Origin of the sequence: Streptomyces caniscabiei, assembly GCF_014930365.1 — a bacterium.
Classification (GTDB): domain Bacteria; phylum Actinomycetota; class Actinomycetes; order Streptomycetales; family Streptomycetaceae; genus Streptomyces; species Streptomyces caniscabiei.
Genome location: NZ_JABXWI010000016.1, coordinates 190,410 through 202,244, shown reverse-complemented (window position 1 = coordinate 202,244; position 11,835 = coordinate 190,410). Strand labels below are relative to the sequence as shown.

Here is an 11,835-nt window from a genome sequence, read left to right as displayed (position 1 = left end):
TCCTCCACGATCGTCCACGATCTCCCCATGACAATGAAAACGATTATCGATAAGGTGCACATGTCAAGCCGGGCACCTCCTTGTCGAGGTGTCGTCGGGCTGCCCTGACGCCTGAACGCACCGCACGAAAAGGGGAGCTGTGGCTCATCTGTTGGTGGTCGAGAGCTGGGTCGGATCGATGAGCAGGCTGCTCCCACGGGCCATCCGGGAGGGCGGACACGAGTTCACGTTCCTCACCCGCGACCTGCACCACTATCTGCGCTCGGCCCCCGAGGGCACGGCCCATCCGCTGCTGGGCGCGCGGAACGTGGTCACGGCCGACACCAACGACCTCGACACCCTGCTGCCGGAGACCGCGCGCCTGCACACGGTGTTCGGCTTCGACGGGGTGATCTCCTCCTGCGACTACTACCTGCCGACGGTGGCCCGGATCGCCGGGCACCTCGGACTCCCCGGGCCCGGCCCGGGGGCCGTCGCGGACGCCTGCCGCAAGGACGCCACCCGCCGGGTCCTCGCCGACGCCGGTGTGCCCGGCCCCCGTTTCGCCCTCCACGAGGAGTGGGCCGACATCGCCCGCGCGGCACGGGAGATCGGCTACCCGCTGGTCGTCAAACCCGTCGACCTGTGCGCGGGGATGTATGTGCGGAGAGTGGACGACGCGGCCGAACTCGCCGCAGCGGTACGGGCGTTGGCCGACTTCCCGCTGAACGCGCGCGGGCAGCGGAGGGTGCCCGCCGTCCTCCTCGAAGAGCTGCTGACCGGCCCCGAGGTGAGCGTGGAGACCGTGTCCCACGCGGGAGCGGTGCACGTCGTGGGCGTGACCGACAAGAGCGTCGGCGGGGCGCCGGCGTTCATCGAGACCGGGCACATGTTCCCCGCCGCGCTGACCGGCGCCGACACCGAGGCGGCCGAACAGACCGCACTGGGCGCGCTCAAGGCGCTCGGGCTGACCGACGGCGTCGTCGCCCACACGGAGATCAAGCTGACCCCGGACGGCCCGCGGGTGGTCGAGGTCAACCCCCGGCCCGCCGGGAACCGCATCACCGAACTGGTCCGCCATGTCACCGGCATCGACCTCGCCGCGGCCGCCGTGGACGTCGCCCTCGGCCGCGCACCCGACCTGCGGCGGCGGGAGACCGGCCTGCGCAGCGCCGCCGTCGCCTTCCTCGTACCGGAGACCTCGGGCACCCTCGCCTCCCTGGACGGCGGTGACCTCGCCTACGCCGAGAACGTGCTGGAGGTGCAGCTCGCCGAGCCGGGCCGGCAGGTCAAGTCGGCCGGCAGCAACAACGAGTACCTCGGCCATGTCATGGCCGGGGACCCCACCGGCCTCGGCGCCCGCGCTCATGTCGAGGCGCTGGCGGCCGGGTTGAGCGCCGGGCTGGTGATCCGGTGAGCACCGTCGGGCCGGTGACCGGGGCGGTCACCTACGACGAACTGCTGGAGCGGGTCCGCGCCGGCCTGCTCGGCCCGGATCCCGCGACGCTGCGCATCGCGGTGGCGTTCGTGACCCGGCAGGCCGTGCGGCACGACGGACGGGGCACCGGCTACCGCAACGAGGTGCTCAGTCTGCGTCTCGCCGGTGCCGTGGGGTCCTGCGCGGTCGAGCCCGGGGCCCTGCCGGACGCGGCGATCGACACGTGCGTCGGCGCCGATGTCGCCCGGCTCCTGGACCATCCGCTGCCGCCGGTGCGGGTCGCCGCGCTGGACGCCTATCTGATGCACATCGGCCCGCACACCACCGAGAACGGGGCACGACCGTTCCCCCTGCCGGCCGGTACGTCGCTGGAGAAGTCGCGGGCGCGGGCGCGGGCCGTCGTCGAACTGCTCGACCTGCCGCCGGACGCGACCGTGCTCGTCGTCGGCGTCGTCAACTCCCTTCTGGAGGCGCTGCGTTCGCGCGGAATGCGTTATGTGCCGTGCGATCTGAAGGGCGGGGTCACCGAGTGGGGCGAGGAGGTCGTCACCGACGCGCTGGGCGCGGCCGGGCGCTGTGACGCGCTGCTGGTCTCCGGGATGACACTGAGCAACGGCACGTTCGAACCGTTGCGGCGCCACGCCCTGTCCCACGACAAGCAGTTGGTGATGTTCGCGCAGACGGGCAGCGCGGTGCTGCCCCGGTTCCTCGGGCACGGGGTGAGCGCGGTGTGCGCGGAGCCCTATCCGTTCTTCTGGCTGGACGCGGGCGCGGGCACCCTGCACCGCTACCACCAGGACGATCCGCGCTCCACAGCGACAGCCGGTACGGCGTCCTGTCCGGTGTCAGGGGTGGGCCGGTGACCTCGTCGACCGTCCTGCGCGCCGTCGCCCGGCCGGAGCTGCTGTCCCTCGTCGGACGGACACCGCTGGCGCGCATCACCGCCGATCTGCCCGGTCCGCAGCCGGGATTCTGGGCCAAGCTGGAAGGGCTCGCGGCCGGCGGAATGAAGGCGCGGGCCGCCGTGTCCATGCTGATGGGGGCCCGGGAGCGTGGTGAACTGCGGCCCGGAGCACCGGTGGTGGAGTCGACGTCCGGCACGCTGGGCATCGGGCTCGCCTTCGCCGGGCAGGCCCTCGGCCATCCGGTCGTGCTGGTCGGTGACAGCGAACTGGAGCCGTCCATGCGGCAGTTGCTGCGCTCGCACGGCGTCCGGCTGGAGCTGGTGGACCGTCCGGCGGCACGGGGCGGCTGGCAGGCGGCACGCCTCGCCCGGCTGCGGGAACTGCTCACCGTACTGCCCGGGGCGTACTGGCCGGACCAGTACAACAACCCCGACAACACCGCCGGATACGCCTCGCTCGCCGCCGAACTCGCCGTGCAGCTCGACCACTTGGACATTCTGGTGTGCAGTGTCGGTACCGGCGGCCACAGCGCGGGCATCATCGGCCCGCTGCGCCGGCACTGGCCCGCGCTGCGTCTCATCGGCGTCGACTCCACCGGCTCGACGATCTTCGGCCAGCCGGCCCGGCCCAGGCTGATGCGCGGCCTCGGCAGCAGCATCCATCCACGCAATGTCGCCTACGACGCCTTCGACGAGGTGCACTGGGTCGGCCCGGCGGAGGCCGTCGACTCCTGTCGCCGGCTGGCCCGCGGCAGCTTCGTCAGCGGCGGCTGGAGCACCGGCGCCGTCGCGCTCGTCGCCGCCTGGGCGGCCCGCGTCCACCCGGGCGCCGTCGTCGCCACCGTCTTCCCGGACGGCCCGCACCGCTACCTCGGCAGCGTCTTCGACGACGACTTCGCCGCCGCCCACGGCCTCGACCCGGCCTCCGCCGCCGCGCGGCCCGTCGAGATCCCCCATCCCCGCGCGGCCGAGGCCGTCGGCTGGGTGCGGTGCGGCAGGGTCGCCGACCCCCTCGACGTCCCCCCTTCGGAAGAGAGACTGTGAAGGCAAGCCGGCGCACCGTACGCCTCGAACTCACCGAGCCGTTGCGCATTTCCCGCTCCACCATGGCCGCACGGGACGCGGTGTGGCTCACCGTGCGGGACGACGACGGGGTCCAGGGCCACGGCGAGGCCGTCACCAGCGTCTACTACGGCCTCGACGCCGACACGCTGGACCGGCTCCTCGCGGACGCCGCCGCCGGCCTGTGGCGCTACCCCGATCCGGAGAGCGCCCTGGAGGCCCTGCGGGGCGGCGAACCGGTCGGTCCTCCCGACGCTCCCCCGGCCGTGACCGCCGCCGTCGACGCGGCGCTCCTCGATCTCGTCGGCAAGCGGGCCGGGGCCCCGGTGCACCGTCTGCTGGGCGCGCCGGGCGCGCCGGCGGCCGCGACCGCCCGGACCATCGGCATCAGCTCGCCGGCCCGGGCCGCGGCCGAGGCGCGCCGCCTCGCCGCGAGCGGCTTCCAGGTCGTCAAGGTCAAGGCCGGGGCCCCCGACCCCGAGAGCGACATCGAACGGGTACGGGCCGTCCGTGAGGCCGCGCCCCGGGTCCGGCTCCTCCTCGACCCCAACGGCGCCTGGACGCCGGCCCAGGCGGACACCCTGCTGCCGCGCTTCGCCGAGCTGGGCGTGGAGGCCGTCGAGCAGCCGCTGGCCCCGGGCGACCCGGACGCGCTGGCCGCCCTCGCCGAACGCTCCCCGCTGCCGGTCGTCGCCGACGAGGACGCCGTGGGACTGGAGGACGTCCGGCGGCTCGCGGGTCGGGTGCACGGGGTCAACGTCAAGCTCGCCAAGTGCGGCGGTGTCCACGCGGCGTTGCGGATCGCCGAGCTGATCGAGGGCAGCGGGACGGAGCTGATGCTGGGCTGCCTCACCGCCAGCAGCCTCGGTCTCGCCCCGGCCGTGCACCTCGTCGACCGCGCCCGCTGGGTGGACCTCGACGGACATCTCCTGCTGGCCGACGACCCGTGGACCGGCATCGGCGGCACCGACGGCGTCGTCCGCACAACAGACGCGCCCGGACTCGGAGTTCGGCTCCGCGCGGCCCACGAGACGGGAGGAGCACGCCGTGCAGACGTGGCATGAGATACGCCGCTTCCCGTTCGCGGTCCGCCTGCTCCTGATCAACCAGCTCGGCGTCAACATCGGCTTCTACCTGTTGATCCCGTACCTCGCCACGCACCTCACCGAGAACCTGGGCATGTCGGCGGCCGTCGTCGGCATCGTCCTGGGTGTCCGCAACCTCAGTCAGCAGGGCCTGTTCATCATCGGCGGCTCCGCCTCGGACCGGCTCGGCGCGCGGGGCGTCATCATCGCCGGGTGCGCCCTGCGGAGCGTCGGGTTCGCGCTGTTCGCGCTCGGTGACGGACTGGCGGTGCTGCTCGCGGCATCGGTGCTCAGCGGGCTCGCCGGGGCGCTGTTCAACCCGGCGGTGCGGACGTATCTCTCGCAGGAGGCCGGGGAGCGCAAGGCGGAGGCGTTCGCGCTGTTCAACGTCTTCGCGACGACCGGTGCGCTGATCGGGCCGCTGCTGGGCAGCGTCCTGCTGCTGGTGGACTTCCGTACGTCCGCGCTCACGGCCGCCGGGATCTTCGCCGTCCTCACCGTCGCCCAGGCCCTCGTCCTGCCGGCGCGGAAGGCCGAGCCGAGCGGCGGCGGTGTCCTCGGGGACTGGCGGGAGGTGCTCGGCAACCGGGCCTTCCTGGCCTTCGCGCTCGCCATGGTCGGCATGTTCACCCTGGAGAACCAGCTGTACCTGCTGCTGCCGGCCGGCGCCCGGGAGGCGACCGGCTGGGACGGGGCCGCCGGTCTCGTCTTCCTCGTCGGGACACTCGCCAACCTCGCGCTGCAACTACGCATCACCAAGGCGCTCAAGTCACGTGGCGACCGGGCCCGTTGGATCGGCGCCGGGCTCGCCGTGACCGGCCTGGCGTTCCTGCCGCCGGCCCTGGGGACCGGGCTCGGCGCCTCCGGCTGGACCGCCGCCGTACCCGTGCTCCTCGGTGCGCTGCTCCTCTACCTGGGCCTCATGATCGCCTCGCCGTTCGTGATGGAGCTGATCCCCCGCTTCGGCCGGCCGGAGCTGACCGGCACGTACTTCGGGATCTTCTACGTGGTCTCCGGCGCAGCGGCCGCCGTCGGCAACACCGTCGTCGGGTGGGCCATGGACACCGGGGAGCGCGGCGGCCACGCGTGGCTGCCGTGGGTGTGCTGTGCCGTGTTCGGCCTGATGTCGGCGGCCGGTGTCGGCTGGCTGCGCCGGCTGGGGGCGCTGCCCGCGCCCCCGGAAGCCGCCGTCCCCGCCATGGCCGACGAGAAGAGCAGCGCATGACGGACGCCAACCTCCTCACCGACAACCCGGAGCTGTACGAGGCCCGCTTCCCCGATCCCGAGCGGCTGGCCGGGCGCTGGGCCGAGGACTGTCTGCGGCGCCACGGGGCCGGGCAACGGGTCCTGGACCTGGGCTGCGGCACCGGACGCGACGCCGCCCACCTGCACGCCGTGGGCCGTACGGTGACCGGCGCCGACCTCTCCGAGGCGATGCTCGCGCACGCCCGCACCCGGCATCCCGGTCCGGCCTACGTACGGGCCGATCTGCACGGCTTCGACCTGGGCCGAGCGGCCTTCGACGCGGTGGTCTGCCTGGACAGCTCCCCGCTGTACTGCCACACCAACGCCGAACTCGACGGCTTCCTCTCCTCCTGCCGCCGGGCACTGGCACCCGGCGGACTGCTGGTCGCCGAGATGCGCAACGGCGCCTACTTCCTGGGCCGTACCGACCTGCTCGACACCCCGGCCGTGAACGCCTTCACCTGGCGGGGCACCGCCTACCGGTCCACCACCACCCTCACCGTGGACCGCACCGCCCAACTGCTGCGCCGCGTCCGCGTCTGGACCTCGGACGACGGCGCACCCCCCGTCGAACAGCGGTCCGCCTGGCGGCTGTTGCTCCCGCAGGAGCTGCGCCACCTCCTGACCGCGCACGGTTTCGAGGTCCTCGAACTGCACGACGGGCCCGGCCCACGCACCGAACCGGCTTGGCAGGAAGGCCGGTTGCCGAGCGAGACGGCGGACGCGGACCGGCTGCACGTCGTGGCCCGCCTCGCCTCCTCCACCCACTGATCCCTGTCCCACCCGCCGATACCTCCTCACATCTCCTCCCCCTCGACATCCAAGGAACCCTCATGCACGACGAACGTTTCCCCGGTCTGCGCCGACGCGGCTTCCTCGCCGCCACGGGCGCCGCCACGCTCGGCGCTCTCGCCCTGACCGCGTGCGGCGCGGACGGCACCGACTCCGCTCCGAGCGGCGACGACGGCGCCCCGAAGCGGGGCGGACGGCTGCGGGCCGCGTTCGCGGGCGGCGGCGCGAGCGAGACCCTCGATCCGCACCTGGCCAACCTGTTCGCCGACGTCGCCCGGGCCAAGGCCCTCTACGACAAGCTCGCCGACTACGGCGCCGATCTGTCCGCCCGCCCCCGCCTGGCGACCAAGTGGGAGTCGAACAAGACCCTGGACCGCTGGCAGGTCACCCTGCGCGAGGCCGCCTTCCACGACGGCCGGCCGGTCACCGCGAAGGACGTCCTCTACAGCTACCGCCGGATCGCCGACCCCGAGAAGGCGTTCCGCGCGAAGGCTTCCCTGGAGCCCATCGACCTCGACGCGAGCCGGGCCACCGGCGAGCGGTCCATCGAGTTCGTGCTGAAGCGGCCGACCGCCGAGTTCCCCAATGTGCTGGCCGCGTTCGGCGCGTACATCGTGCCGGAGAACGCCGGGAAGAACGCTGGCGACTTCGACAGGAAGCCGATCGGCTCCGGCCCCTTCCGCTTCGTCTCCTTCTCCCCCGGCCGCTCGGCCGTGTTCCGCCGCCACGACGCCTACTGGGAGGGCGCGCCGCACCTCGACGAACTGGAGTTCGTCGTCGCCAACGAGGAGTCGGCCCGGGTCAACGCGCTCCTCGGCGGCCAGGTCGAGTACGCCCACGAGCTGAACCCCACCACCGCCCGCGCCCATGAGGGCAAGGGGCAGATCGAGATCGTCCGGCTGCGGGGCAGCGCCATGCAGGGGTTCTGCATGAAGACCGACCGGCCGCCCTTCGACGACAAGCGGGTCCGGGAGGCGTTCTTCCTGATCGCCGACCGGCAGGAACTCGTCGACGGCGCCCTGTCCGGCGCGGGCGTCGTCGGCAACGACCTGTTCGGCAAGGGCTACGAGTACTACGCCGCCGACCTCCCGCAGCGCGAGCAGGACCTCGACCGGGCCAGGGCCCTGCTGAAGCAGGCCGGCGCGGAGAAGCTGAAGGTCACCCTGGACACCTCCGCCGTGGCCGCCGGGTTCACCGAGGCCGCCAGCATCTTCAAGGACCAGGCCGCGAAGGCGGGCGTCACCGTCGACGTGCGGATGGGCAGCAAGGACTCGTACTGGAGCGACATCCTCGACTCCGGCACCCTCGCCTGCTACCGGTCCGGTGCCATGCCCATCGAGGCCCACATCTCGCAGCGGCTGCTCACCGACTCCACCACCAACGCCACCAAGTGGCACCACAAGGACTTCGACGCCCTGTACCAGCAGGCCCAGTCGACCCGGGACAAGACGGAGCGGGCCGCCGTCTACGAGCGGATGCAGCGCCGGCTGTACGCCGAGGGCGGCTTCCTGATCTGGGGGTTCGCCGACTGGATCCTCGGCACCGCCAAGACGGTGAAGGGAGTGGAGACCAAGGCCCCCGCCAACACCCTCGACTGGGCCCGCTTCGACAAGGTGTGGCTGACGTGATCCCAGGGTTCGCCCGCGCCCCGAAGGGGCGCGGGGAACTGCGCGACCAGCCACGACGGCGCGGCACTCGTCCGACGCCCCGCCTCTCCTTCGTGGCCCGGCGCCTCCTGCTCGGCGCGGCCCAGACCGTGGCCGTCGTGCTGCTGGTCTTCGCGCTCACCGAGGCGCTGCCGGGCGACGCCGCGGTCGCGCTGGCCGGCGACCAGCCCGACCCGGCGCGCATCGCCGCCATCCGCGAGGCGATGCACCTCGACCGGCCGGTGCACGAACGGCTGGCCGACTGGGCGACGGGCCTGTTGCACGGCGACTTCGGCACCTCGCTGACCTCCGGCCGCCCGGTCACCCAGTACATCGCCGACGGTTTCGGGCCGACGCTGCTGCTTGCCGCGCTCACCGTGGCACTGCTCGTCCCGCTCGGCTTCGGCCTCGGCGTGCTGGCCGCCCGCCACGAGGGCGGGCCGGTCGACCGGCTGGTCAGCTCCCTGACGCTCGCCGTGTACGCGGTCCCCGAGTTCGCCCTCGGGGTGCTGCTGGTGACCGTGTTCGCGCTGCGACTGGGCTGGCTGCCGCCGACCGCCGTCGGCTACGGCACCGACCTCCTGGCCCACCCGGCCGCCCTCGTCCTGCCCGTCCTCGTCCTGCTGTCCCGGCCGGTCTGCTCCCTCGTCCGGCTGGTCCGGGCCGGCATGGTCGACGCCCTCGCCTCCCCGTACGTCGCCCACGCCCGCCGGTACGGCGTGTCCGGCGCCCGCGTCCGCTACACCCACGCCCTCCCGAACGCCCTCGCCCCCGCCGCCCAGCAACTCGCCCGCACCATCGACTGGTTGCTGTGCGGCGTCATCGTCGTGGAGGCCCTCTTCGTGATTCCCGGACTCGGCACCGTCCTCCTCAACGCCGTCGCCGAACGCGACGTCCCCGTGGTCCAGGGCCTCGCCGTGGTCTTCGGCGTCCTGACCGTCGTGCTCAACCTCGGCGCGGACGTGGTCGCCCGACGGCTGGCACCCCGGGCGGAGGTGGCGGCATGACGACGGCCACGGACACCGGCCCGCCCGGCACGGACGCCGCCCCGCGCGCCCGGTGGCGGCCCACCGGCCGTTTCGTGCTCGGCCTCACGGTCGTCGCGGTCCCCCTCCTTCTCGCCCTGCTGGGACCGGTGTTCGCGGGGGAACCGTCCGCACGGGCCGCGTCCTTCACCCTCGGCGACGGGCACTGGCTCGGCACGGACTTCGTGGGCCGGGACGTGTGGCAGCAGGTGCTCCACGGCGGCCGGCCGGTCGTGCTGACCGCGCTCGGCGCCGGAGCGCTGGCCTATCTCGTCGCCCTGCCGGTCGGTCTGGTCGCCGCGCTGACGCACCGGCGGTGGCTGGAGGAGCTGCTGATGCGTCCGCTGGACATCCTGATCGCCGTCCCGTCGCTGCTGCTGATCCTGCTGGTCGCGTCGGTGCTCACCACCGGAGCCGTCGGCCTCGCCCTGCTCGTCGCGCTGGTCAACGTGCCCGACGCGGCCCGCCTCGTGCGCGCCGCCGCCACGGAGGCCGCCGCCCGGCCGGTCGTCGAGGCGCTCCGCCTCCAGGGCGAGAGCTGGTGGCGCACGGCCGTCGGCTACGTCGGCCGGACGATCCTGCGCACCTTGGGCGCCGACGCCGGCACCCGGCTGACCGGGGTGCTGTACCTGGTCGCCACGGCCGCCTTCCTCGGGGTCGGGGTGACCCCGGACGCGGCCGACTGGGCGGTGATGGTCGACCGCAACCGCACCGGCCTGTTCGTGCAGCCGTGGGCCGTGGTCGTGCCCGCCCTGCTGATCGTCGCGCTCACCACGGGCACGAACCTCCTCTTCGACGCGGCGCTGGAGAAGCCCGGTGGGCGACAGGCACGGAAGGAACGACTCTCGTGACGCGGTACGACGACGGGAGCGGCACGGCCGCCCCGGCACCCCTGGCCGAACTCGCCCCGGCGCCCTTGGCCGAACTCACGGACCTCCGGGTCGAGGTGGGCGGGCGGGCGATCGTGGACGGGGTGAGTCTGCGGGTGCTGCCCGGCAGGGTCACCGCGCTGGTGGGTGCCTCGGGCAGCGGGAAGACCACCACCGGGCTGGCGCTGCTCGGCGAGTTCCCGGCGGGCGCGCGCGTCACCGGCGAGGTCCGCCGAGCCGCCGGGCGACTCGGCGGGGCCGGGGGCCTCGTCGGGTACGTGCCGCAGCACCCGGCCTCCGTCCTCAACCCCGCCCGCCGGATCAGCGCCCTCCTGACGGACATCGCCCGCCCACAGGTCCGTCATCTGCCGCGCGGCCGACGCCGGGCGGCAGCTCGGGCACAGGTGCTCCGAGCGCTGGCCGACGCCCGGCTCCCGGACGCCGAGACCCTGTTGCGCCGCCACCCGCACCAGCTCTCCGGCGGCCAGCAGCAGCGCGTCGTCCTCGCCCAGGCCCTCCTGCTCGGTGCCGAGGTCGTCGTCGCCGACGAGCCCACCACCGGCCAGGACGCGCTGACCAAGGGGCTCGTCGTCGGGCAGCTGGCGACGATCGCGGCGCGCGGCATCGCGGTCGTCCTGCTCAGCCACGACCTCGACGTCGTCCGCGCGCTCGCCGACGAGGTCCATGTCATGCGTGCGGGACGGGTCGTGGAGTCGGGCCCGACCACGCACGTGTGGTCGGCGCCCCGGCACCCCTGGACCCGCCGACTCCTGGACGCACACGCCTCGTTCACCGACCTGGGCGCGGCGGCCGGGCAGGCGGACAGCGAGAGGGACACGGAGGCAGCGACGACAACGGCCCCCGCGACGACCATGCCGACGGCCTCCACGGCCTCCACGGCCTCCACGGCCTCGACGGCACCGACGGCCTCCGCCGGTCGAGACGGCACGGCGACCACGCACGACACCCGGCCGGTGCTGCGCGTACGTGACCTCGTCGCCCACCACCGCGACGGCGCACATGGCGCCCCGGTGACCGTGCGCGCCCCCGAACTGGACCTGCACGCCGGGCGGTTGCTGGCCGTCGTCGGCCGCTCGGGCAGCGGCAAGACCACGTTGGCCCGCTGTCTCGCGGGGCTCCACCGCGACCACGACGGCGAGGTCCTCCTCGACGGCACGCCACTGCCCCGCAGCCTGCGCGACCGCTCCCGGGGGCAGTTGGCGGCCGTGCAGTACGTCTTCCAGGACGCCCGCGCCGCGTTCGACGAGCACCGCACGGTCCTGCGGCAGATCGCCCGCACGGCGGTCCGGCTGCGCGGAGTCGACGCCGGAACCGCCGAGGCCGAGGCGCTGGCGACGCTGGATCGCCTGGGCCTCCTCCCGGAACTGGCCCACCGCCACCCCGGCCGACTGTCGGGCGGCGAACTCCAGCGCGCCGCCCTGGCCCGCGCGCTCCTCGCCCACCCCCGTGTTTTGATCTGCGACGAGATCACCTCCGGCCTGGACACGGTCAGCCGACGCGGCATCCTCGACGTCCTCACGGGCCTGCTCGGCACCGGCGCGGACATCGCAACGGCTCCCGCCGCACCGGCGCTGGTCCTGATCACCCACGACCTGGACACCGCCTCCGTCGCCGATCGCATCGCCGTCATGGACGCGGGGGAGATCGTCGAGCAAGGCCCCGCCCGACGGCTTCTCACCGCACCACGGCACCCCTTCACGGCCTCGCTCCTCGCCACCGTGGCCCGGCCGCCCGTCCCCCAAGGGTGAGGTTCGACGACGCCCAAGGGT

The 11,835-nt window shown here is 73.8% G+C and carries 10 protein-coding genes; all 10 read left to right on the top strand.

Features of this window, described 5'->3' with window-relative positions; all coding sequences use genetic code 11:
• The first annotated feature begins 139 nt into the window (after positions 1 to 139).
• The 10 genes from HW837_RS36910 (at position 140) to HW837_RS36865 (ending at position 11,814) form a co-directional block, all read left to right on the top strand.
• Positions 140 to 1,396: an ATP-grasp domain-containing protein gene (locus HW837_RS36910; protein WP_177262116.1), complete on the top strand. Its 1,257-nt coding sequence runs from the start codon at positions 140 to 142 to the stop codon at positions 1,394 to 1,396.
• The gene (locus HW837_RS36905; RefSeq protein ID WP_193381224.1) at positions 1,393 to 2,280 is read left to right on the top strand and encodes a Rossmann-like domain-containing protein; all 888 of its coding nucleotides are present in this window, start codon (positions 1,393 to 1,395) and stop codon (positions 2,278 to 2,280) included. Before HW837_RS36910 ends, HW837_RS36905 begins: the two co-directional genes overlap by 4 nt.
• Positions 2,277 to 3,365 carry a PLP-dependent cysteine synthase family protein gene (locus tag HW837_RS36900; protein WP_060885713.1) on the top strand — a complete coding sequence of 363 codons (1,089 nt, stop codon included), beginning with the start codon at positions 2,277 to 2,279 and terminating at the stop codon, positions 3,363 to 3,365. The genes HW837_RS36905 and HW837_RS36900 overlap by 4 nt, the downstream gene beginning before the upstream one ends.
• Positions 3,362 to 4,447, top strand: a complete 1,086-nt coding sequence (locus HW837_RS36895) for a mandelate racemase/muconate lactonizing enzyme family protein (RefSeq protein WP_045560480.1) — start codon at positions 3,362 to 3,364, stop codon at positions 4,445 to 4,447. The genes HW837_RS36900 and HW837_RS36895 overlap by 4 nt, the downstream gene beginning before the upstream one ends.
• Complete coding sequence (locus HW837_RS36890; RefSeq protein WP_193381223.1) at positions 4,431 to 5,693, top strand: MFS transporter; 1,263 nt, start codon at positions 4,431 to 4,433, stop codon at positions 5,691 to 5,693. The genes HW837_RS36895 and HW837_RS36890 overlap by 17 nt, the downstream gene beginning before the upstream one ends.
• Positions 5,690 to 6,484: a class I SAM-dependent DNA methyltransferase gene (locus HW837_RS36885; protein WP_045560478.1), complete on the top strand. Its 795-nt coding sequence runs from the start codon at positions 5,690 to 5,692 to the stop codon at positions 6,482 to 6,484. Before HW837_RS36890 ends, HW837_RS36885 begins: the two co-directional genes overlap by 4 nt.
• A gap of 62 nt (positions 6,485 to 6,546) precedes the next feature.
• Positions 6,547 to 8,133, top strand: a complete 1,587-nt coding sequence (locus HW837_RS36880) for an ABC transporter substrate-binding protein (protein WP_045560477.1) — start codon at positions 6,547 to 6,549, stop codon at positions 8,131 to 8,133.
• 92 nt (positions 8,134 to 8,225) lie between these two features.
• Positions 8,226 to 9,158, top strand: a complete 933-nt coding sequence (locus tag HW837_RS36875; protein WP_045560555.1) for an ABC transporter permease — start codon at positions 8,226 to 8,228, stop codon at positions 9,156 to 9,158.
• Positions 9,155 to 10,027 carry an ABC transporter permease gene (locus HW837_RS36870; RefSeq protein WP_045560476.1) on the top strand — a complete coding sequence of 291 codons (873 nt, stop codon included), beginning with the start codon at positions 9,155 to 9,157 and terminating at the stop codon, positions 10,025 to 10,027. Before HW837_RS36875 ends, HW837_RS36870 begins: the two co-directional genes overlap by 4 nt.
• Positions 10,024 to 11,814, top strand: coding sequence for an ABC transporter ATP-binding protein (locus tag HW837_RS36865; protein ID WP_390623609.1), 1,791 nt, complete (start codon positions 10,024 to 10,026; stop codon positions 11,812 to 11,814). The genes HW837_RS36870 and HW837_RS36865 overlap by 4 nt, the downstream gene beginning before the upstream one ends.
• Positions 11,815 to 11,835: the final 21 nt, after the last annotated feature.

Coding starts and splice junctions, on each gene's coding strand:
- HW837_RS36885 (WP_045560478.1), top strand. CDS start 5,690: ATGACGGACGCCAACCTCCTCACCGACAACCCGGAGCTGTACGAGGCC.
- HW837_RS36880 (WP_045560477.1), top strand. CDS start 6,547: ATGCACGACGAACGTTTCCCCGGTCTGCGCCGACGCGGCTTCCTCGCC.
- HW837_RS36870 (WP_045560476.1), top strand. CDS start 9,155: ATGACGACGGCCACGGACACCGGCCCGCCCGGCACGGACGCCGCCCCG.